At 41.4% G+C, this 18498-nt stretch carries 32 protein-coding genes; 31 read left to right on the forward strand and 1 reads right to left on the reverse strand.

Features of this window, described 5'->3' with window-relative positions:
- The first annotated feature begins 1 nt into the window (after position 1).
- The 31 genes from fusA to P0M11_RS05510 all read left to right on the forward strand — a co-directional run bounded on the left by fusA (position 2) and on the right by P0M11_RS05510 (position 18061).
- Positions 2–2119: an elongation factor G gene (gene fusA, locus P0M11_RS05360; protein WP_275624764.1), complete on the forward strand. Its 2118-nt coding sequence runs from the start codon at positions 2–4 to the stop codon at positions 2117–2119.
- A 114-nt stretch (positions 2120–2233) separates the two neighbouring features.
- A complete protein-coding gene (gene rpsJ / locus P0M11_RS05365) occupies positions 2234–2539 on the forward strand; it encodes a 30S ribosomal protein S10 (RefSeq protein WP_002661363.1) in 306 nt (101 codons plus the stop codon).
- A 694-nt stretch (positions 2540–3233) separates the two neighbouring features.
- Complete coding sequence (gene rplC, locus P0M11_RS05370; RefSeq protein ID WP_158063221.1) at positions 3234–3857, forward strand: 50S ribosomal protein L3; 624 nt, start codon at positions 3234–3236, stop codon at positions 3855–3857.
- Positions 3848–4477 carry a 50S ribosomal protein L4 gene (rplD, locus tag P0M11_RS05375; RefSeq protein ID WP_158063222.1) on the forward strand — a complete coding sequence of 210 codons (630 nt, stop codon included), beginning with the start codon at positions 3848–3850 and terminating at the stop codon, positions 4475–4477. Before rplC ends, rplD begins: the two co-directional genes overlap by 10 nt.
- A 3-nt stretch (positions 4478–4480) precedes the next feature.
- A complete protein-coding gene (gene rplW, locus P0M11_RS05380) occupies positions 4481–4768 on the forward strand; it encodes a 50S ribosomal protein L23 (protein WP_158063223.1) in 288 nt (95 codons plus the stop codon).
- A 31-nt stretch (positions 4769–4799) separates the two neighbouring features.
- Positions 4800–5621 (forward strand): 50S ribosomal protein L2, encoded by an 822-nt coding sequence (gene rplB, locus P0M11_RS05385; RefSeq protein WP_158063224.1) that lies wholly within the window; start codon positions 4800–4802, stop codon positions 5619–5621.
- Between the two features lie 2 nt (positions 5622–5623).
- Positions 5624–5902 (forward strand): 30S ribosomal protein S19, encoded by a 279-nt coding sequence (gene rpsS, locus P0M11_RS05390; protein ID WP_158063225.1) that lies wholly within the window; start codon positions 5624–5626, stop codon positions 5900–5902.
- A gap of 2 nt (positions 5903–5904) precedes the next feature.
- Positions 5905–6306, forward strand: a complete 402-nt coding sequence (rplV, locus tag P0M11_RS05395) for a 50S ribosomal protein L22 (RefSeq protein WP_158063226.1) — start codon at positions 5905–5907, stop codon at positions 6304–6306.
- Positions 6307–6314: 8 nt separating this feature from the next.
- The gene (gene rpsC, locus P0M11_RS05400; RefSeq protein WP_275624765.1) at positions 6315–7061 is read left to right on the forward strand and encodes a 30S ribosomal protein S3; all 747 of its coding nucleotides are present in this window, start codon (positions 6315–6317) and stop codon (positions 7059–7061) included.
- Between the two features lie 103 nt (positions 7062–7164).
- Positions 7165–7590: a 50S ribosomal protein L16 gene (gene rplP / locus P0M11_RS05405; RefSeq protein WP_158063228.1), complete on the forward strand. Its 426-nt coding sequence runs from the start codon at positions 7165–7167 to the stop codon at positions 7588–7590.
- An 11-nt stretch (positions 7591–7601) separates the two neighbouring features.
- Positions 7602–7790 carry a 50S ribosomal protein L29 gene (gene rpmC, locus P0M11_RS05410; RefSeq protein WP_158063229.1) on the forward strand — a complete coding sequence of 63 codons (189 nt, stop codon included), beginning with the start codon at positions 7602–7604 and terminating at the stop codon, positions 7788–7790.
- An 11-nt stretch (positions 7791–7801) separates the two neighbouring features.
- Positions 7802–8056, forward strand: coding sequence for a 30S ribosomal protein S17 (gene rpsQ / locus P0M11_RS05415; RefSeq protein WP_158063230.1), 255 nt, complete (start codon positions 7802–7804; stop codon positions 8054–8056).
- On the forward strand, positions 8056–8424 hold the full coding sequence (rplN, locus tag P0M11_RS05420) for a 50S ribosomal protein L14 (protein ID WP_158063231.1): 369 nt from the start codon (positions 8056–8058) through the stop codon (positions 8422–8424). Before rpsQ ends, rplN begins: the two co-directional genes overlap by 1 nt.
- A 19-nt stretch (positions 8425–8443) precedes the next feature.
- Entirely contained in the window at positions 8444–8764 is a 321-nt protein-coding gene (rplX, locus tag P0M11_RS05425) for a 50S ribosomal protein L24 (protein ID WP_158063232.1), read from the forward strand.
- A gap of 11 nt (positions 8765–8775) precedes the next feature.
- Positions 8776–9327 (forward strand): 50S ribosomal protein L5, encoded by a 552-nt coding sequence (rplE, locus tag P0M11_RS05430; RefSeq protein ID WP_158063233.1) that lies wholly within the window; start codon positions 8776–8778, stop codon positions 9325–9327.
- Between the two features lie 2 nt (positions 9328–9329).
- Positions 9330–9599, forward strand: a complete 270-nt coding sequence (gene rpsN / locus P0M11_RS05435; RefSeq protein WP_158063234.1) for a 30S ribosomal protein S14 — start codon at positions 9330–9332, stop codon at positions 9597–9599.
- 152 nt (positions 9600–9751) lie between these two features.
- On the forward strand, positions 9752–10150 hold the full coding sequence (rpsH, locus tag P0M11_RS05440) for a 30S ribosomal protein S8 (protein WP_158063235.1): 399 nt from the start codon (positions 9752–9754) through the stop codon (positions 10148–10150).
- 18 nt (positions 10151–10168) lie between these two features.
- Positions 10169–10714, forward strand: a complete 546-nt coding sequence (gene rplF / locus P0M11_RS05445; protein ID WP_275624766.1) for a 50S ribosomal protein L6 — start codon at positions 10169–10171, stop codon at positions 10712–10714.
- A 14-nt stretch (positions 10715–10728) separates the two neighbouring features.
- Positions 10729–11076: a 50S ribosomal protein L18 gene (rplR, locus tag P0M11_RS05450; protein WP_158063237.1), complete on the forward strand. Its 348-nt coding sequence runs from the start codon at positions 10729–10731 to the stop codon at positions 11074–11076.
- Positions 11077–11094: 18 nt separating this feature from the next.
- Positions 11095–11619 carry a 30S ribosomal protein S5 gene (rpsE, locus tag P0M11_RS05455; RefSeq protein ID WP_158063238.1) on the forward strand — a complete coding sequence of 175 codons (525 nt, stop codon included), beginning with the start codon at positions 11095–11097 and terminating at the stop codon, positions 11617–11619.
- 14 nt (positions 11620–11633) lie between these two features.
- Positions 11634–11816, forward strand: coding sequence for a 50S ribosomal protein L30 (gene rpmD / locus P0M11_RS05460; RefSeq protein WP_158063239.1), 183 nt, complete (start codon positions 11634–11636; stop codon positions 11814–11816).
- Positions 11817–11831: 15 nt separating this feature from the next.
- Complete coding sequence (gene rplO / locus P0M11_RS05465) at positions 11832–12281, forward strand: 50S ribosomal protein L15 (RefSeq protein WP_158063240.1); 450 nt, start codon at positions 11832–11834, stop codon at positions 12279–12281.
- An 8-nt stretch (positions 12282–12289) separates the two neighbouring features.
- On the forward strand, positions 12290–13672 hold the full coding sequence (gene secY, locus P0M11_RS05470) for a preprotein translocase subunit SecY (protein WP_275624767.1): 1383 nt from the start codon (positions 12290–12292) through the stop codon (positions 13670–13672).
- A gap of 5 nt (positions 13673–13677) precedes the next feature.
- The gene (gene infA / locus P0M11_RS05475; RefSeq protein WP_029297754.1) at positions 13678–13893 is read left to right on the forward strand and encodes a translation initiation factor IF-1; all 216 of its coding nucleotides are present in this window, start codon (positions 13678–13680) and stop codon (positions 13891–13893) included.
- A gap of 79 nt (positions 13894–13972) precedes the next feature.
- Positions 13973–14089, forward strand: a complete 117-nt coding sequence (gene rpmJ, locus P0M11_RS05480) for a 50S ribosomal protein L36 (RefSeq protein ID WP_007839480.1) — start codon at positions 13973–13975, stop codon at positions 14087–14089.
- 9 nt (positions 14090–14098) lie between these two features.
- Entirely contained in the window at positions 14099–14476 is a 378-nt protein-coding gene (gene rpsM, locus P0M11_RS05485; RefSeq protein WP_158063242.1) for a 30S ribosomal protein S13, read from the forward strand.
- An 11-nt stretch (positions 14477–14487) separates the two neighbouring features.
- Positions 14488–14877 (forward strand): 30S ribosomal protein S11, encoded by a 390-nt coding sequence (gene rpsK, locus P0M11_RS05490; RefSeq protein ID WP_158063243.1) that lies wholly within the window; start codon positions 14488–14490, stop codon positions 14875–14877.
- An 85-nt stretch (positions 14878–14962) separates the two neighbouring features.
- Positions 14963–15571, forward strand: a complete 609-nt coding sequence (gene rpsD, locus P0M11_RS05495) for a 30S ribosomal protein S4 (protein WP_275624768.1) — start codon at positions 14963–14965, stop codon at positions 15569–15571.
- Between the two features lie 33 nt (positions 15572–15604).
- Positions 15605–16600 (forward strand): DNA-directed RNA polymerase subunit alpha, encoded by a 996-nt coding sequence (locus P0M11_RS05500; RefSeq protein ID WP_275624769.1) that lies wholly within the window; start codon positions 15605–15607, stop codon positions 16598–16600.
- Positions 16601–16606: 6 nt separating this feature from the next.
- Positions 16607–17143 carry a 50S ribosomal protein L17 gene (rplQ, locus tag P0M11_RS05505; RefSeq protein WP_275624770.1) on the forward strand — a complete coding sequence of 179 codons (537 nt, stop codon included), beginning with the start codon at positions 16607–16609 and terminating at the stop codon, positions 17141–17143.
- Between the two features lie 147 nt (positions 17144–17290).
- Positions 17291–18061 (forward strand): DUF3575 domain-containing protein, encoded by a 771-nt coding sequence (locus tag P0M11_RS05510; RefSeq protein ID WP_275624771.1) that lies wholly within the window; start codon positions 17291–17293, stop codon positions 18059–18061.
- Between the two features lie 32 nt (positions 18062–18093).
- Here the strand turns inward: P0M11_RS05510 and P0M11_RS05515 are convergent, their stop codons facing one another.
- The gene (locus P0M11_RS05515) at positions 18094–18456 is read right to left on the reverse strand and encodes a hypothetical protein (protein WP_275624772.1); all 363 of its coding nucleotides are present in this window, start codon (positions 18454–18456) and stop codon (positions 18094–18096) included.
- Positions 18457–18498: the final 42 nt, after the last annotated feature.

An 18498-nucleotide genomic window follows, 5' to 3' on the forward strand; every position in this document is an offset into this window, starting at 1 on the left:
AATGGCAAGAGATCTTACACTAACAAGAAACATCGGTATCGCTGCGCATATTGACGCAGGGAAAACCACCACTACAGAAAGGATTTTATTTTACTCCGGTAAAAACCACAAGATTGGGGAAACTCACGAAGGTGGAGCAACTACCGACTGGATGGAGCAGGAAGCTGAAAGAGGGATTACAATTACATCTGCAGCAGTAACTGTAGACTGGAAATTCCCAACTGAACAGGGTAAGCCGCTTCCGGATGCGAAAAACTATCATTTCAATATTATCGATACCCCGGGGCACGTGGACTTTACCGTTGAGGTAAACCGTTCGCTTCGTGTACTGGATGGACTAGTATTCCTTTTCTCCGCTGTAGACGGTGTGGAACCTCAGTCTGAAACCAACTGGAGACTTGCAGACAATTACAAAGTTGCACGTATGGGCTTTGTGAACAAGATGGACCGTCAGGGTGCTGACTTCCTGAATGTTTGTAAGCAGGTGAAAGAAATGCTTGGTTCCAATGCGGTGCCAATCGTACTTCCAATTGGTGATGAGGCAGATTTCAAAGGTGTGGTAGATTTGGTTAAAAACCGTGCGATTGTATGGCACGATGATAATCATGGTTCTACTTTTGACATCGTAGACATCCCTGCGGAAATGATGGACGAAGTGAAGCAGTTCAGAGCTCAGTTGATCGAAGAGATCGCTGCATACGATGAGAACCTTCTTGAGAAATTCATGGAAGACGAAAATTCCATCACTGAAGAAGAAATTCACTCCGCACTGAGAGCAGCTACTCTGGATATGAGCATCATTCCAATGACTTGCGGTTCTTCATTCAAAAACAAAGGTGTACAGTTCATGCTGGATGCTGTTTGCCGTTACCTTCCTTCACCAATGGACAAGGAAGCGATAGACGGAACAGATCCAAGAACCGACGAGCCTATCTCAAGAAAGCCATCAGTAAATGAACCTTTCGCCGCATTGGCGTTCAAGATCGCTACCGACCCCTTCGTAGGACGTCTGGCATTCTTCAGAGCTTATTCAGGAAGACTGGATGCCGGTTCTTACGTTCTTAATACAAGATCAAACAGTAAAGAGAGAATCTCCCGTATCTTCCAGATGCACGCTAACAAGCAGGAGCCAATCGAATTTATTGAGGCTGGAGATATTGGTGCAGCGGTTGGATTTAAATCCATTAAGACCGGTGATACACTTTGCGACGAGAAACACCCAATCGTTCTTGAATCTATGGTGTTCCCGGATCCGGTAATTGGTATCGCTGTTGAGCCAAAAACCAAGGCTGACCAGGATAAAATGGGTAACGCTTTGGCTAAACTTGCTGAGGAAGATCCTACTTTCCAGGTTAAAACTGACGAAGCTTCAGGACAGACTATTATCTCCGGTATGGGTGAACTTCACCTGGACATTATTGTGGACCGTATGAGAAGAGAGTTCAAGGTTGAAGTAAACCAGGGACAACCTCAGGTAGAGTACAAGGAAAACCTTACCATGACTGCAAACCACAGAGAAGTTTACAAAAAACAATCCGGTGGACGTGGTAAATTTGCTGATATCGTATTCGAACTTTCTCCGGCTGATGACAACAAGCCAGGTCTTGAATTCATCAACGAGATTAAAGGTGGTAACATTCCTAAGGAATTTATCCCTTCTGTAGAGAAAGGTTTCAAAGAAGCGATGAAAAACGGACCTTTGGCCGGATTTGAAGTTGAAGGTATTAAAGTGACGCTTAAAGACGGATCCTTCCACGCGGTGGATTCTGACCAACTTTCTTTTGAACTTGCTGCGAAGCTTGGTTTCAAGGAAGCAGGTAAAAAAGCGAAGCCTGTGATCATGGAGCCTATTATGAAGATTGAAGTGGTAACTCCTGAGGAGTACATGGGTGATATCGTAGGTGACCTTAACAAGAGACGTGGTACAGTAAACGGTATGGACGACAGAAACAACGCAAAAGTTATCAAAGGCTTCGTGCCGCTTTCTGAAATGTTCGGATACGTTACAACGCTTAGAACACTTTCTTCCGGTAGAGCCAGCTCTTCCATGGAGTTTGAAAGATACGAAGCTGCTCCAACCAACGTTGCTGAAGAGATCATTGCAAAAGCAAAAGGTTAACCAAGCTGTAAGCTTTAAGCTATCAAGCTGCAAGCGATTATAATTAGTACAAATTTTTAATTTCAAAGCAGTGAACATATAGCATATTGCTTACTGCATAAAGCATAAAATAAAATGTCACAAAGAATCAGAATAAAATTAAAATCTTACGATTACAATTTGGTAGATAAATCTGCTGAGAAGATCGTAAAAACGGTAAAGGCTACCGGTGCTGTAGTAAACGGTCCGATCCCATTGCCTACGAACAAAAGAATCTTTACAGTTCTTCGTTCGCCTCACGTAAACAAGAAAGCAAGAGAGCAGTTCCAGCTTTCAGCCCACAAAAGGCTGATGGACATCTACTCCTCTTCTTCCAAAACTGTAGATGCCCTAATGAAATTAGAGCTTCCTTCAGGAGTTGACGTAGAAATTAAAGTGTGATTTTGGCGGCTTGCTTTTAGCCTATTGCTAACAGCCAACAGCCAAAAGCTCCTTTGCTATGATAACGAATCCGTTTCCTTTTGGAAGCGGATTTTTCTGTTTGCCTATCTGGGAATTTTTCGGGAGTTTGGTAAAAATATGAAAGAGTAATGGTCTAGAAACTCCATTTATTGCGACTTTACGAATACCCTTTGCTATGATAAAGAATCCGTTTCCTTTAGGAAGCGGATATCTTGCTGTTTAGTGAAAAAGGGCATAAAAGATTATTAAAAGAAGCTGTCGCTCTGCCTTAAAATAAAATGCGTAGCTGCTCCTGGTAAACATACCGGCGATTTATAGAACAGTTTATTTTAAAAAAAAATAGCTTGAACGTATTGTTCATTTTCATACAAGTTTGAACCTGGTAATAGTCCGTGAAATGTTAACTTTCCGGCACTCAAATAACAATACCTTTACTTATCAGTCGTTTTTCACAACGGTCTTTCATAAAATAGCAATCTTTAACAAAAACTTCGATGCACGGAAGAAGTTTTTGCATTTACTTTTAAATATTTTTAAGTCACTGTTTGTCAGTTCAAATAATATCCATAAATTTGCACTCTCATTTTGGGGGAGAAGTATGCCTAATTGAAACATAGAAATTACTTCGTAACCGGAATGGAAAGCAATTTTATAATAGATATATATTAAATAAATGTCAGGTATTATTGGAAAAAAAGTCGGGATGACATCCCTGTTTAACGAGGAAGGGAAGAATATCCCCTGCACCGTTATCCAGGCAGGTCCATGCTCGGTTTTACAGGTCAGAACCGAAGAAACTGATGGCTATGTAGGCGTACAGTTGGGTTTCGATGACAAGAGTGAGAAGAACGTTGGTAAAGCGTTAGCCGGCCACTTTAAAAAGGCTGGTTCTGCTCCTAAAGCTAAATTGGTTGAATTCCACCATGGATTCGACGATTTGAAAGTAGGAGATGAAGTAAAAGTAAACCTATTCGCTGAAGGTGAGTATGTGGACGTAACAGGAACTTCAAAAGGTAAAGGATTCCAGGGTGTTGTGAAAAGACACAACTTTGGAGGGGTAATGCAGGCTACACACGGCCAGCACAACAGACTTAGAGCGCCGGGTTCAATTGGTGCAGGTTCTGACCCATCCAGAGTATTCAAAGGAATGAGAATGGCCGGAAGAATGGGAGGTAAGCAGGTAACTGTTCAGAATCTTCAGGTACTTAAGGTAGATGAAGAGCAAAACCTTTTAGTTGTAAAAGGCGCTATTCCGGGAGCTATAAATTCATATGTAATTGTAAGAAGATGGAACTAGTAGTATTAAACAACACCGGTAAGGAAACCGGCAGAAAGATAGCTCTGGACGAAACAGTATTCGGTATTGAGCCTAATAAGCACGCGGTATACCTGGAAGTGAAGCAATATCTTGCTGCACAGAGACAGGGAACTCATAAATCCAAGGAAAGAAGTGAGATTACGGCTTCTACCAAGAAACTTAAGAAGCAAAAAGGTTCCGGTTCTGCAAGATATGGTGATATTAAATCCCCAACTTTCAGAGGTGGAGGTAGAGTTTTTGGTCCAAAACCAAGAGACTACAGATTCAAACTGAACAAAGCGCTTAAGAGATTGGCTAAAAAATCTGTTCTTTCTCAGAAAATGAGAGACAACAGCATCCGCGTAATGGAAGATCTAAGCCTTAACGCGCCAAAGACCAAGGACTTTGTAACACTGCTTAATGCTTTTGAACTGAACGGTAAGAAATCTCTGTTCATCCTTCCTGAAGCGAACAGCAATGTGTATCTGTCTTCCAGAAACTTGCCTAAAACTAAGGTACTGAACTATAACGAAATCAGTTCTTACGACCTTATGAATGCTGGTGAGATCATTTTCTTTGAAGGGGCAGTAGAGAAATTTCAGGAAAACCTAAAGAAATAAATCATGTCTATTATAATTAAACCAGTTATTTCAGAAAAAGCCAATTACCTTACTGAGCTAAGAGGCGACTATTCTTTCCTGGTAAACCCAAAAGCGAACAAGATCCAGATCAGAAACGCGGTTGAAGCTGCTTACAACGTAAAAGTAGCCGACGTTAGAACAATGATTTATGCGCCTAAGGTTTCAGTTAAGAATACTAAGAAAGGACTTCAGGTTGGTAAGACCAACAAACTGAAGAAAGCAGTAATTACCCTTGCAGAAGGTGAAGTTCTGGATGTCTTTGCAGTATAGTAATCAGTATATAATAATATAAATAATAGTAATGTCTGTTAGAAAATTAAAACCTATCACCCCGGGACAGAGATTCAGAGTTGTAAACAACTTTGAGGAAATTACTACCAACAAACCAGAGAAATCTCTGACAGTTGGTATTAAAAAGTCAGGTGGACGTAACCAAACTGGTAAAATGACCATGCGTTACACCGGAGGTGGACACAAAAAGAAATACAGAATCATTGACTTCAAAAGAAACAAGTTTGATGTTGAAGCAACGGTTAAAACTGTAGAGTACGATCCAAACAGGACCGCTTTCATCGCGCTACTGGAGTACGCGGACGGAGAGAAGAGATATATCATCGCTCCTAACGGTATTAAGGTAGACCAGAAAGTTATTTCTTCCGAAACTGCAGAGCCTAATGTAGGTAACGCAATGAAGCTGAAGAATATTCCTTTGGGTACTGTAATTTCCTGTATCGAGCTTAGGCCGGGACAGGGTGCTGTAATGGCAAGAAGTGCAGGTTCTTCTGCACAGTTAACCTCCAGAGACGGTAAATATGCGATTGTAAAGCTTCCTTCAGGTGAATCCAGAATGATCCTTACGGAATGTTTCGCAATGATTGGATCTGTTTCCAACTCCGACCACCAGCTTACCGTTTCCGGTAAGGCAGGTAGAAGCAGATGGTTAGGCAGAAGACCAAGAACCAGACCGGTAGTGATGAACCCTGTAGATCACCCAATGGGTGGTGGTGAAGGACGTTCTTCCGGAGGTCACCCAAGATCAAGAAACGGTATGCCTTCTAAAGGTTACAAAACCAGAAAGAAAAACAAAGCGTCTAACCGATTCATCGTCTCTAAAAGAAAATAATTATGTCAAGATCACTTAAGAAAGGACCTTTCATTCATCATACTTTAGATAAGAAGGTTCAGGCAAACGTAGAGTCTGGTAAAAAGACAGTAATCAAAACGTGGTCGAGAGCATCTATGATCTCTCCAGACTTCGTAGGACAAACCATCGCGGTACACAACGGGAAATCTTTTATCCCGGTTTATGTTACAGAAAACATGGTAGGTCATAAGTTAGGCGAATTTTCTCCGACTAGATCTTTCAGAGGTCACGGTGGTAACAAAAATAAAGGAAGCAGATAATCATGGGATCAAGAAAGCAAAATAGCGCAATCGCCAGAAAAGAGGCCGCGAAAGATGTGGTAAGCGCACGTCTTAACGACTGCCCGTCTTCTCCTAGAAAAATGAGATTAGTTGCTGATATCATTAGAGGAGAAAATGTAGATAAAGCCCTGTATATTCTAAAATATTCAAAAAAAGAGGCCTCAAATAAATTGGAGAAACTTCTTCTTTCTGCTATGGCTAACTGGCAGACTAAAAACGAAGGAGCTGATATTGAAGAAGCCAACCTTGTTGTAAAAGAAATATTTGTTGACAGTGCAAGACAACTGAAGAGACTGAGACCGGCTCCCCAGGGAAGAGGTCACAGAATCAGAAAGAGATCAAACCACGTGACAATAATTTTAGATTCAAAAGACATTAAATAATTCAAGGTATGGGACAGAAGACAAATCCAATTGGTAACAGACTAGGTATCATCAGAGGATGGGATTCTAACTGGTATGGTGGTAACGATTATGGAGACAGAATCGCTGAAGACTACAAGATCAGAAGATACCTTGAAGCTAGATTATCTAAAGGTGGGGTTTCAAGAATTTACATTGAAAGAACACTGAAATTAGTAACCGTAACCATCACTACTGCCAGACCGGGTTTAATTATCGGTAAAGGCGGACAGGAAGTTGATAAACTGAAGGAAGAGCTGAAGAAACTTACAGGTAAGGATGTTCAGATCAATATCTTTGAAATCAAAAGACCTGAGCTTGATGCCGTTTTGGTTGCAGACAGTATTGCAAAACAGATCGAGAACCGTATCTCCTACAGAAGAGCTGTGAAAATGGCTATCGCTTCTACAATGAGAATGGGTGCCGAAGGTATAAAAGTAATGATCTCCGGACGTTTGAACGGAGCTGAGATGGCAAGAAGCGAATCTTTCAAGGACGGAAGAATCCCATTGTCTACCTTCAGAGCAGATATCGATTATCACATAGGCGAAGCCCTTACACAATATGGTAAACTTGGTGTGAAAGTTTGGATTATGAAAGGTGAGGTTTACGGTAAAAGAGACCTTACACCACTCGTAGGACAGCAGCAGAAGAAATCGGCCGGCGGCAGGGACAGAAATGACAGGAATGACCGTGGCGGCGACAGAAGACCAAGAAGAAACAATAACAATAATTAATCAGAAGTTAGAAACGAGAAATTAGAAATTAGAACTTCCGTTACAAGAACTGATTTAAAATTTATCTAACATCTAACATCTAACATCTAACATCTAAAAGATTATGTTACAACCAAGAAGAACCAAGTTCCGTCGTGTTCATAAAATGAAGATGAAAGGAAATGCGCAGAGAGGAGCTCAGCTTGCGTATGGAACTTTCGGCATCAAGGCCACAGACGGTGCGTGGATCACGGCCAGACAGATCGAAGCGGCACGTATTGCAGCTACGAGATATATGAAGAGAGAAGGACAGCTATGGATTAAAATCTTCCCGGATAAGCCTATTACCAAAAAACCTGCCGAAGTACGTATGGGTAAAGGTAAAGGTGCTGTGGAATATTGGGTAGCCGTAGTGAAGCCAGGAAAAGTAATGTTTGAGGTAGGCGGCGTTCCTTATGAGGTAGCCAAAGAAGCCCTTAGACTTGCTGCACAGAAATTACCTGTGGTAACCAAATTCATCGTTGCTAACGATTTTGTAAAACCTGAATAAATCTTTGAATTATGAAAAATGCTGACATCAGAAATTTAAGCGCAGGTGATCTACAGAACAAACTTGCTGAACTGAAAGCTGAATATCAAAAAACTAAATTAGCTCACAGAATCAGCCCTGTAGAAAACCCGATTCAAATCAGAGATTTGAGAAGGACCATCGCAAGATTGGAAACAGAAGTAACCGCTAAACAACAATAATTCATTTTACAATGGACAGAAATTTAAGAAAAGAAAGAATTGGGGTGGTTTCCAGCAACAAAATGGAAAAAACTATTGTTGTAAGCGAGACGATGAGAATGAAGCACCCAATGTACGGTAAATTCGTTTTGAAAACGAAAAAATATACCGCACATGACGAAAATAACGAGTGCAGCGAGGGCGATACTGTTCTTATACAGGAAACCAGACCTCTGAGCAAGAGTAAAAGATGGAGACTAGTAAGAATCATTGAAAAAGCTAAGTAATGTTACAAACAGAATCAAGATTAAAAGTAGCTGATAACACCGGAGCGAAAGAAGTTTTGGTAATCAGAGTTCTGGGAGGTACCAGAAGAAGATATGCTTCAGTTGGTGATAAAATCGTAGTGACGATCAAGGATTCTACACCATCCGGAAACGCCAAGAAAGGTCAGGTATCCAAAGCTGTTGTGGTAAGAACCAAGAAAGCAGTTAGGAGAAAAGACGGATCATATATCAAGTTCGACGATAATGCCTGTGTATTGCTTAATGCGAACGGCGAAATGAGAGGTACACGTGTTTTCGGACCCGTAGCCCGCGAACTTAGAGACAAAGAATACATGAAGGTAATTTCCCTGGCTCCCGAAGTACTTTAATTTTTAAAAATTTACAGAAATGACAAAAGTTAAAATAAAAAGAGGAGACAACGTAATCGTAACTACCGGAAAAAATAAAGGTGGTAAAGGTGAAGTTCTGGAAGTGATCAGAAAAGAAGGGAAAGACCCTAGAGTAGTTGTAGCCGGAATCAATATCGTGAAAAAGCACGTGAAGCCGTCTGCTTCTAACCCACAGGGAAACATTGTAGAGAAAGAAGCTTCTATCCACATCTCAAACGTAGCTTTAATGGATAAAAACGGTAAAGCAACCAAAGTGGGTTCCAAAGTGGAGGGAGATAAGAAAGTAAGAGTTGCGAAATCAACCGGTGAAACTTTATAACAGCACAGACAATGGAATTTATAGCAAGACCAAAAAAATTATATAAGGAGCAAATTATTCCTGCGATGATGGAAGAATTTGGGTACAAATCTGTTATGCAGGTGCCTAAATTGCAGAAGATCGTAATTTCCCAGGGTCTGGGAGCTGCTACAGCCGACAAGAAAATTGTTGATTACGCCATCGAGGAACTAACTGCAATTACCGGACAGAAAGCTGTAGGAACCCTCTCCAAAAAGGATGAGGCTGCCTTCAAACTGAGAAAAGGAATGCCGGTGGGTGCAAGAGTAACTCTTAGAGCAGACAAAATGTACGAATTCCTGGACAGGCTTACTGCATCTGCACTGCCAAGGATCCGCGATTTCAACGGTATTAAAGCTGATGGTTTCGACGGTAGAGGAAATTACAACCTTGGTATTACCGAGCAGATCATTTTCCCGGAGATCGTGATAGACAAAGTGAAGAAGATCCAGGGTATGGACATCACTTTCGTTACTACTGCGAAAACAGACAAAGAAGCAAAAGCATTATTAACGCATTTCGGTATGCCTTTTAAAAAGAACTAAAAATGGCTAAAGAATCAATGAAAGCGCGTGAGCGCAAAAGAGAGGCTACAGTAGCTAAATATGCTGAGAAAAGGAAAGCTTTGAAAGAGGCCGGAGATTACGAAGCATTACAGAAGTTGCCTAAAAACGCTTCACCGGTTAGACTTCACAACAGATGTAAGCTTACCGGCAGACCAAGAGGTTACATGAGAACTTTCGGACTTTCCAGAGTTATGTTCCGCGAGATGGCCAACAAAGGCCTGATCCCCGGAGTTAAAAAAGCTAGTTGGTAATACATTTAGAACAATCGAGGTAGTAAAGTTGAATTACTGATAAAAGAAAAAAGAATAAAGAGAAAAGATTTTAAGTCTTGGCTCTTTGTTCTTGGCTCTTTGTTCTTTTTTCAAAACTAACTATCATAAACCAATAACAACAAACAAGAAAAATGGTAACAGATCCAATTTCAGATTTCCTGACCAGAGTAAGGAACGCACAAAGCGCAGGCCACAAGGTGGTGGACATTCCTGCATCGAAAATCAAGAAGGAGATTACAAAAATTCTTTTCGACCAGGGTTATATTACAAACTACAAGTTTGAAGATAACGCGGTACAGGGGAACATCAAAATCGCTTTAAAGTATGACAAGCAAACCAACAAACCGGCTATTAAATCCATCCAGAGAGCATCAAGACCTGGTTTGAGATATTATGCAGGTTCTGCAGAACTTCCTAGAGTTCTGAACGGGTTGGGTGTAGCCATCATTTCTACCTCCAAAGGGGTGATGACAGGTAAGCAGGCCAGACAGGAAAAAGTAGGTGGAGAGGTAATCTGCTATGTTTATTAATTTTTTAAAAGAAGGAAAATGTCAAGAATTGGTAAATCAATTATAACCATTCCTGCCGGTGTTACTGTAACCGAATCAAACGGTGTAGTAACTGTTAAAGGCCCTAAAGGTGAGCTTACGCAAACCCTTACGGAAGGAATTACCTTAGAACAGAAAGACGGTGAACTTACAGTAAACCGCCCGTCTGAGTCTAAACAGCACAAAGCGCTTCACGGACTGTACAGAGCGCTTATCAACAACATGATTGTTGGTACATCCGAAGGTTTCGAAAAGAAACTTGAATTGGTGGGAGTTGGATACAGAGCAACACATTCCGGTCAGAAACTGGAACTTGCCCTGGGTTTCTCTCACAGTATCGTACTGGAACTTCCAAACGAAGTGAAAGTAGATACATTAACTGAGAAGGGTAAAAACCCTATTGTTACTTTAACATCTCATGACAAGCAACTTATCGGAATGGTCGCTGCAAAGATCAGATCATTCAGAAAGCCGGAGCCTTACAAAGGAAAAGGGGTAAGATTTGTTGGAGAAATTGTGAGACGTAAAGCTGGTAAATCTGCTTAATAAATTTTAAGAAAATGGCATTAAATAAAGTACAAAAAAGAAACAGGATTAAAAGTAGAGTAAGAGGCAAGATCTCCGGCTCTGCTGAACTGCCAAGATTATCTGTATACAAAAGTAATAAGGAAATTTACGCTCAGTTAATCGACGATAAAGAAGGTAAGACCCTTGCTTCAGCCTCTTCCAGAGCGCTTAATGCAACAGGTAGCAAAGTGGAAATATCTGCAGAAGTTGGTAAAGCAATCGCTGAAAAAGCCAAAGCTGCAGGAATTGAAAATATAGTGTTCGACAGAAACGGATTCGTATACCACGGCAGAGTGAAAGCTCTGGCTGACGGTGCGAGAGAAGGCGGACTAAAATTCTAATCACAAATTTCGGAAATAATGTTAGGACTAGATAATATTGAAAAAGTAAAACCGGGAGGATTAGAATTAAAGGATCGTCTCGTGTCTGTAAACAGGGTAACTAAAGTAACCAAAGGTGGTCGTGCGTTCGGTTTTTCTGCAATCGTGGTTGTGGGAGACGAAGCCGGAGTTATCGGTTACGGTTTGGGTAAGTCCAAAGAAGTTGCAACAGCAATCTCCAAAGCAGTGGAGGATGCTAAGAAAAATTTAGTTAAAGTTCCTGTTACTAAGGAAGGTACCATTTATCATGAGTCTACTGCCAGATTCGGTGGTGGCCACGTATTTATGAAGCCGGCTTCACACGGTACGGGAGTTATCGCAGGTAACACGGTGCGTATCGTACTGGAGTCTGCAGGTATTAAGGATATCCTTACAAAATCTAAAGGATCTTCCAACCCGCATAACGTGGTGAAGGCAACCTTCAAAGCATTGTTGGACATCAGAACTCCTGAAGAAATCGCAAGAATGAGAGGGGTATCATTAGACAAGGTATTTAAACACTAAAAGTTTTAAGACAGATGGCAACAATTAAAGTAAAACAAGTAAGAAGTGCTATTAACAGAACCAAAACCCAAAAGAGAACTCTGGAGGCTTTAGGACTGAAGAGATTGCACCAGGTGGTAACTCACGAAGCTTCGCCTGCTGTTCTTGGAATGGTGGCTGCAGTTAGACACTTAGTAGAAGTTCAGGAAGAAAACTAATTAAATTTTAAAACAATGAATTTAAATAACTTAAAACCAGCTTCAGGTTCCACTTTCAATTCCAAGAGAATTGGTAGAGGTCAGGGAACAGGAAAAGGCGGTACTTCAACAAAAGGACATAAAGGTCAGAAAGCCAGAGCCGGATACTCTCAGAAGATCGGTTTCGAAGGTGGACAGATGCCTATCCAGAGAAGATTGCCTAAGTTCGGTTTCAACAATGTAAACAGAAAAGAATTTAGAGGAATCAATTTAGATACTATCCAGAACCTGATCGATACAAAAGACATCAAAGGTGACATCACCAGAGAAGTTATGATCGAAAACGGTCTTGCATCTAAAAATGACCTTGTGAAAATTATGGGTAGAGGCGAATTGAAATCAGGTGTTTCAATCTCTGCAGATAAATTCACAAAATCTGCTGAAGAGCTTATTGCTAAAGCAGGAGGTAAAGCAATTACTCTATAAATAACATAATGAAAGGATTTATACAAACACTTAAAAACATTTGGAGTCTAAAGGAACTTAGGGATAAAATCTTATTTACTTTAGGAATGGTCCTAGTGTATAGATTCGCAACCTTTATTTCCCTGCCGGCAATTAACCTGTCCGAAGTTGGGAACTTATTGGATCATTACAAAAGTCAGGGCGGAAACAACCAGGGAGCAGGTCTTCTTGGTTTGCTTTCGTCATTTACAGGAGGTGCATTTGCCAATGCCTCGGTTATGGCCCTCGGGATCATGCCCTATATCTCTGCCTCGATTATCGTGCAGCTGATGGGTATGGCCATCCCATACCTTCAGAAACTTCAGAAGGATGGAGAGTCCGGCCGTAACACCCTTAATCAGATCACCAGATGGTTAACCATTGCGGTGTGTCTGGTGCAGGCGCCCTCGTATCTCACGTCAATTACACAGATGTTCCTGCCTTATTCGCAGTTTTCTGCAGCCTACTATATTCATCCGGAATCCGTGATGTTTTGGTTGCCGAGTATTGTTATCCTGGTAGCGGGTTCTGTGTTTGCTATGTGGCTGGGCGAAAAGATTACGGACAAAGGTATCGGAAACGGTATCTCTATCCTGATTATGGTGGGTATCTTTGCCGGTTTGCCGCAGGCATTCGTACAGGAATACGTTACACAGACAGGTAAAGGTGGTTCTGGAACCATCCTGATCCTGGTTGAAGTACTGTTCTGGATGCTGGTGGTATTGCTTGCAATCATCCTGTCTGTTGCAGTACGTAAAATTCCTATTCAGTACGTGAGCCGTGCACAGGCCCGCGGCGGTGTAAACAAAAACCTGATGCAGGGTGCCAGACAATGGATCCCGCTTAAGGTGAACGCTGCCGGGGTAATGCCAATCATCTTTGCTCAGGCGCTGATGTTTGTACCCGGACTGTTGGTAAAGCTGGACGACAGCAATACCTTCTTTGCAGGCTTCCAGAACGTTTTCAGCTGGCAGTATAATGTACTCTTTGCATTGCTTATTATTATCTTCACCTTCTTTTATACCGCAATTACAATTCCGGTAAACCAGATGGCCGACGATCTTAAGCGCAACGGTGGGCTTATTCCTAAGGTGAGACCGGGTAAGGAAACCTCTGATTATCTGGATGATATTTTATCAAAATTAACATTGCCAGGTTCAATATTTTTAGCTATTTTTGCAGTCCTTCCGGCACTAGTGTTCGGATGGTTGGTGGAGACGCAGAATTTTGCCCTGTTTTTCGGGGGAACCTCGCTTTTAATTATGGTGGGTGTTATCCTGGATACCGTACAGCAAATCAATACTTATCTGTTGAACCACCATTATGACGGTTTGATGCAGTCTAAATTATCAAGGTCATCAAACATCCAATAGTATAAATGGCTAAGCAAAAACATATTGAGCAGGACGGCGTAATTACGGAAGCACTTTCGAATGCGCAGTTCCGTGTGGAATTGGAAAATGGGCATGTTTTAATTGCCCATATTTCCGGTAAAATGAGAATGCACTATATCAAGCTGCTGCCCGGTGATAAGGTAAAGCTTGAAATGTCTCCCTATGATTTGTCAAAGGGAAGAATCACGTTCAGATACTAAGTGTGTCTGGCGTTTGTAACTTTTTATAACAATTGCAATTAGCCTAAAGCCAATTGCCATAAGCATAAAGCAAAATCAAATGAAAGTTAGAGCATCTATTAAAAAAAGAAGTGCTGATTGCAAGATTGTTCGTCGTAAGGGCGTTCTGTTTGTGATCAACAAGAAAAACCCAAAATTTAAACAAAGACAAGGCTAAAATTAAATTATGGCGAGAATTTCCGGTATTGATTTACCAAAAAACAAAAGAGGAGTTATCGGTTTAACTTACATCTACGGGATCGGAAGAAGTACTTCTTCAGAAATCCTTAAGAATGCCGGTATCAGCGAAGACAAAAAAGTCAACGAATGGAATGACGATGAATTGGCCGCAATCAGAAACTACATCACCGAAAACATTAAGGTTGAAGGTGAACTGCGTTCTGAAGTGCAACTGAACATCAAGCGATTGATGGACATTGGGTGCCAACGAGGAATACGTCACAGACTCGGATTACCTTTAAGAGGCCAAAGAACGAAAAACAATTCTAGAACCCGTAAAGGAAGAAGAAAAACTGTTGCTAATAAGAAAAAGGCAAGTAAATAATCGTTAGAATTATGGCAAAACAAAATAAAGTAGTTAAGAAAAGAAAAGTAAAGGTAGAAGCCATCGGTGAAGCACACATCCAGGCATCTTTCAATAATATTATTATTTCTTTAACAAATAAAGCCGGAGAGGTGATCTCTTGGGCTTCTGCCGGTAAAATGGGTTTCAGAGGTTCTAAGAAAAACACTCCGTTTGCAGCTCAGATGGCTGCAGAAAACTGCGCTGCTGTAGCCCACGAAGCGGGTCTCAGAAGAGTAAAAGTGTTCGTAAAAGGTCCTGGTCAGGGTAGAGAATCTGCCATCAGAACGATTCACAATTCCGGAATTGAAGTTAGTGAGATTGTAGATGTAACTCCAATGCCGCATAACGGTTGCAGACCTCCTAAAAGAAGAAGAGTATAATTTATACACTTTACATTCTGGAGTTTGATTTAAAGGGTCATTTCTTTTAACAATCCAGAATCTAAAATCTAAAATCTAAAAAAATATGGCAAGATATATTGGACCTAAAACCAAGATTGCAAGAAAGTTCGGCGCCGCTATCTATGGTGACGATAAAAGCTTCGAAAGAAGAAAAAACCAACCACCGGGACAGCATGGACCTAACAGAAGGAGAAATGCCAAAAAATCTGAGTATGCAGTACAGCTTATGGAAAAGCAGAAAGCTAAGTATACTTACGGTATCCTGGAAAGACAGTTCTCAAACCTTTTCGACAGAGCAACAAGAGCGAAAGGTGTAACTGGTGAAATCCTTTTACAGCTTTGCGAATCAAGATTGGACAACGTAGTTTACAGAATTGGTTTCGCTAAAACCAGAGCCGGCGCAAGACAGCTGGTATCTCACAGACACGTAACCGTGAATGGTGAGTTGGTAAACATTCCTTCTTATATCCTTAAGGCAGGTGATGTGGTAGCAATCAGAGAAAAATCCAAATCTCTGGAAATTATTACAGATGCTCTGGCATCCAAGGCAAACTACGAATGGTTGCAGTTTAACGATGAGAAAAAGGAAAGTACTTTCCTTTCAGCTCCTGAGAGAATTCAGATTCCTGAAGACATCAAAGAGCAGCTTATCGTCGAGCTTTACAACAAATAATAATTATAATCCAATCTTTGCTCAACCAATAATATGGCAATTTTACAATTCATAAAACCCGATAAAGTAATTCTATTAAGCTCCGACGATTTTAAAGGTCAGTTTGAATTCAGACCTCTTGAGTCGGGTTTCGGACTTACGATCGGTAATGCTTTGAGAAGAGTTTTGCTTTCTTCTCTGGAAGGATATGCTATTTCTTCAATCAAAATAGAAGGGGTAGAGCACGAGTTTTCAACAATTCCAGGTGTTATTGAAGATGTTACAGAAATTATTCTGAATCTGAAGCAACTTCGCCTTAAGGCACTTGGAGAAAATCAGACCGCTGAGCAGGTAGTTGCTAAAGTTTCCGGACAGACAGTAGTTACAGGTGCAGATCTGGGTAAATACATGAACGGATTTGAAGTACTGAATCCGGACCTGGTTATCTGCAACATGAACAAAGACGTGAACTTCGAGATTACTTTCAATATTGAAAAGGGTAGAGGTTATGTTCCTTCCGAACAGAACAAATCCGGCACAGCTCCTCTTGGAACTATCGCTATCGATTCTATCTTTACTCCCATCAAAAAGGTGAAGTATGCAATTGAAAACTATCGTGTTGAGCAAAAAACAGACTACGAAAAACTTATACTGGATATTGAAACCGATGGATCCATTACTCCGCAGAATGCTTTAACCGAAGCTTCCAAGATTCTGATCTATCACTTTATGCTGTTCTCCGATGAAAGGATTACCCTGGAAACGGAAGCCGTAAAAGCTTCAATTCAGTATGATGAAGAAACTTTACATACAAGACAGCTCCTTAAATCCAAACTTGCCGATATGGACCTTTCCGTAAGAGCTTTGAATTGCCTGAAAGCTGCTGAAGTGGAAACACTGGGTGAACTGGTTTCTTACAGTAAGTCTGATCTGATGAAGTTCAGGAATTTCGGTAAAAAGTCCCTGACGGAGTTGGAAGAATTAGTACACGCAAAAGGTCTTAACTTCGGTTTCGACGTTGCCAAATATAAGTTAGACGCTGATAAATAAATAATAATGAGACACGGTAAAAAATTCAATCACTTAGGAAGAACCGCTCCACACAGAAAGGCAATGCTTTCTAATATGGCTTGTTCTCTTATCGAGCATAAAAGAATCAACACTACTGTTGCTAAAGCAAAAGCTTTAAGAGTATATGTTGAACCACTTTTAACAAAAGCAAAAGAAGATACTACACATAACAGAAGAACAGTTTTCTCTTACCTGCAAAGTAAAGAAGCTGTTGCTGAACTTTTCAGAACTGTAGCCCCAAAAATCGCCGAAAGAAACGGTGGTTATACAAGAATCATCAAAACCGGTTTCCGCCAGGGTGATGCTGCGGACATGGCTATGATCGAACTTGTAGACTTCAACGAGCTTTACAATCCGAACGAGGAAGAGAAAAAGACGACAAGAAGAAGCAGAAGAGCCGGTGCAGCCAAAAAAGAAACTGTAGCAGCTGCTCCACTGGCTGAAACTGCTACTGCTGATGATGCAAAAACTGAAGGTAATACCGAAGGTGCTGCGGAATCCGGAGAAAACAAGACTGACTAGTCCGTCTGTGAGATAAATTGAAAGCCGCTCAGGAAACTGGGCGGCTTTCTCTTGTCATTAGGTCGCTGAAGATTTATGTTGCACATAAGTATCTTATTTATTAGTTTTGATTACTTATCGCACGCTTAACTCCCTGAAAATTACTCTATGAAACTGAAAATCTTTACATCTGCTGCACTACTGTGCGCTTCCTTTGCCTTCGCGCAACGGGCCGACACTGTTTCAACGGTTCAGATCCGGCCGGAAAATCCCAATATCATCAAAACCAATGTGACGGCATATGCCTTCCGGAACCTCAACCTGTCCTACGAACGCATCATCAGCAAAACTACGTCACTCTCTGCCTCATTTTCTGTAATTCCCTCCGGAAAGGTGCCCTATGTAAAATTGTTTCTGGATGGTGAGGATATTGGCGATGTTGAAAGCATGGTGATGAATTATAACTCCATTACTCTGGAACCACGATTCTATTTGGGGAAACGCGGCTTTGGTCAGGGATTTTATCTGGCGCCTTATTACCGTTACTCACATAGTGAATTCTCGGATTACCGGTATGAATTCCAGACCATAGAAGCGGGTGTAACCGAAACTCATTATGTGGAGCTGGAGGGAAATGTTACTGGTCACAGTATAGGTGTCATGTTCGGCAAACAGTGGTTCCTGGGCCAGAAAAAGGATTGGGTGCTTGACTTTAATATTTTGGGAGGACACTATGGCATTTCCAAAGGTGACCTCATAGCCGTGAGCAGTCAGAGATTAACTCCGGAAAGACAGAAGGAACTTCAGAAAGAACTGGACGAACTGGATGTACCTCTTGTTAAAATTGATGCAACCGCCAATGAGAATGGAGCAACCGCGAAAGTGAGCGGCCCCTGGGCAGGACTCCGTTTCGGCCTGGCCTTGGGCTACCGTTTCTAAACAGGATTTAACTTAATAACCTGCAGGTGCTGTTACTGTCCGCGAGCTTTCCGCAATTCAATAACAGCGCCTGCCTGGTCTATCGTAACCAACGAATCATTGGCTGTTACGGTAATGTCATGCTCCCTGTAGATATCGCCGGAATCAGTATCTGCTTCGTGTTTTACTCTAATGGTCTTGTTATTACTGCGGATGCTGATGTATTTGCCCTCCACTGAGTCACCAAATGTAACATGGGCACTGCTGCCGTCATCCGCTACATAACGTAAAGTTTCTTCCTTTGCATTTTGTGGGCTTACAGCCTCCGGTTCTTCTCTTACAACACCGGCATTTCCGCTTTCTTTGCCGCAGGCAGTTAGCACCACTGCTGTCAGTACGATTAATATTTTTTTCATAGCTCTATTTTAAGGGGTTTGGAGTATGTTCTGATCAAAATT

It is taken from the genome of Kaistella sp. PBT33-4 (genome assembly GCF_029194425.1).
In the GTDB taxonomy this organism is placed as follows: Bacteria; Bacteroidota; Bacteroidia; order Flavobacteriales; family Weeksellaceae; genus Marnyiella.

Bases quoted from the DNA above. Each gene is read 5' to 3' on its own strand.
- fusA (WP_275624764.1), top strand. From the start codon at position 2: ATGGCAAGAGATCTTACACTAACAAGAAACATCGGTATCGCTGCGCAT.
- rpsJ (WP_002661363.1), top strand. From the start codon at position 2,234: ATGTCACAAAGAATCAGAATAAAATTAAAATCTTACGATTACAATTTG.
- rplC (WP_158063221.1), top strand. From the start codon at position 3,234: ATGTCAGGTATTATTGGAAAAAAAGTCGGGATGACATCCCTGTTTAAC.
- rplD (WP_158063222.1), top strand. From the start codon at position 3,848: ATGGAACTAGTAGTATTAAACAACACCGGTAAGGAAACCGGCAGAAAG.
- rplW (WP_158063223.1), top strand. From the start codon at position 4,481: ATGTCTATTATAATTAAACCAGTTATTTCAGAAAAAGCCAATTACCTT.
- rplB (WP_158063224.1), top strand. From the start codon at position 4,800: ATGTCTGTTAGAAAATTAAAACCTATCACCCCGGGACAGAGATTCAGA.
- rpsS (WP_158063225.1), top strand. From the start codon at position 5,624: ATGTCAAGATCACTTAAGAAAGGACCTTTCATTCATCATACTTTAGAT.
- rplV (WP_158063226.1), top strand. From the start codon at position 5,905: ATGGGATCAAGAAAGCAAAATAGCGCAATCGCCAGAAAAGAGGCCGCG.
- rpsC (WP_275624765.1), top strand. From the start codon at position 6,315: ATGGGACAGAAGACAAATCCAATTGGTAACAGACTAGGTATCATCAGA.
- rplP (WP_158063228.1), top strand. From the start codon at position 7,165: ATGTTACAACCAAGAAGAACCAAGTTCCGTCGTGTTCATAAAATGAAG.
- rpmC (WP_158063229.1), top strand. From the start codon at position 7,602: ATGAAAAATGCTGACATCAGAAATTTAAGCGCAGGTGATCTACAGAAC.
- rpsQ (WP_158063230.1), top strand. From the start codon at position 7,802: ATGGACAGAAATTTAAGAAAAGAAAGAATTGGGGTGGTTTCCAGCAAC.
- rplN (WP_158063231.1), top strand. From the start codon at position 8,056: ATGTTACAAACAGAATCAAGATTAAAAGTAGCTGATAACACCGGAGCG.
- rplX (WP_158063232.1), top strand. From the start codon at position 8,444: ATGACAAAAGTTAAAATAAAAAGAGGAGACAACGTAATCGTAACTACC.
- rplE (WP_158063233.1), top strand. From the start codon at position 8,776: ATGGAATTTATAGCAAGACCAAAAAAATTATATAAGGAGCAAATTATT.
- rpsN (WP_158063234.1), top strand. From the start codon at position 9,330: ATGGCTAAAGAATCAATGAAAGCGCGTGAGCGCAAAAGAGAGGCTACA.
- rpsH (WP_158063235.1), top strand. From the start codon at position 9,752: ATGGTAACAGATCCAATTTCAGATTTCCTGACCAGAGTAAGGAACGCA.
- rplF (WP_275624766.1), top strand. From the start codon at position 10,169: ATGTCAAGAATTGGTAAATCAATTATAACCATTCCTGCCGGTGTTACT.
- rplR (WP_158063237.1), top strand. From the start codon at position 10,729: ATGGCATTAAATAAAGTACAAAAAAGAAACAGGATTAAAAGTAGAGTA.
- rpsE (WP_158063238.1), top strand. From the start codon at position 11,095: ATGTTAGGACTAGATAATATTGAAAAAGTAAAACCGGGAGGATTAGAA.
- rpmD (WP_158063239.1), top strand. From the start codon at position 11,634: ATGGCAACAATTAAAGTAAAACAAGTAAGAAGTGCTATTAACAGAACC.
- rplO (WP_158063240.1), top strand. From the start codon at position 11,832: ATGAATTTAAATAACTTAAAACCAGCTTCAGGTTCCACTTTCAATTCC.
- secY (WP_275624767.1), top strand. From the start codon at position 12,290: ATGAAAGGATTTATACAAACACTTAAAAACATTTGGAGTCTAAAGGAA.
- infA (WP_029297754.1), top strand. From the start codon at position 13,678: ATGGCTAAGCAAAAACATATTGAGCAGGACGGCGTAATTACGGAAGCA.
- rpmJ (WP_007839480.1), top strand. From the start codon at position 13,973: ATGAAAGTTAGAGCATCTATTAAAAAAAGAAGTGCTGATTGCAAGATT.
- rpsM (WP_158063242.1), top strand. From the start codon at position 14,099: ATGGCGAGAATTTCCGGTATTGATTTACCAAAAAACAAAAGAGGAGTT.
- rpsK (WP_158063243.1), top strand. From the start codon at position 14,488: ATGGCAAAACAAAATAAAGTAGTTAAGAAAAGAAAAGTAAAGGTAGAA.
- rpsD (WP_275624768.1), top strand. From the start codon at position 14,963: ATGGCAAGATATATTGGACCTAAAACCAAGATTGCAAGAAAGTTCGGC.
- P0M11_RS05500 (WP_275624769.1), top strand. From the start codon at position 15,605: ATGGCAATTTTACAATTCATAAAACCCGATAAAGTAATTCTATTAAGC.
- rplQ (WP_275624770.1), top strand. From the start codon at position 16,607: ATGAGACACGGTAAAAAATTCAATCACTTAGGAAGAACCGCTCCACAC.
- P0M11_RS05510 (WP_275624771.1), top strand. From the start codon at position 17,291: ATGAAACTGAAAATCTTTACATCTGCTGCACTACTGTGCGCTTCCTTT.
- P0M11_RS05515 (WP_275624772.1), bottom strand. From the start codon at position 18,456: ATGAAAAAAATATTAATCGTACTGACAGCAGTGGTGCTAACTGCCTGC.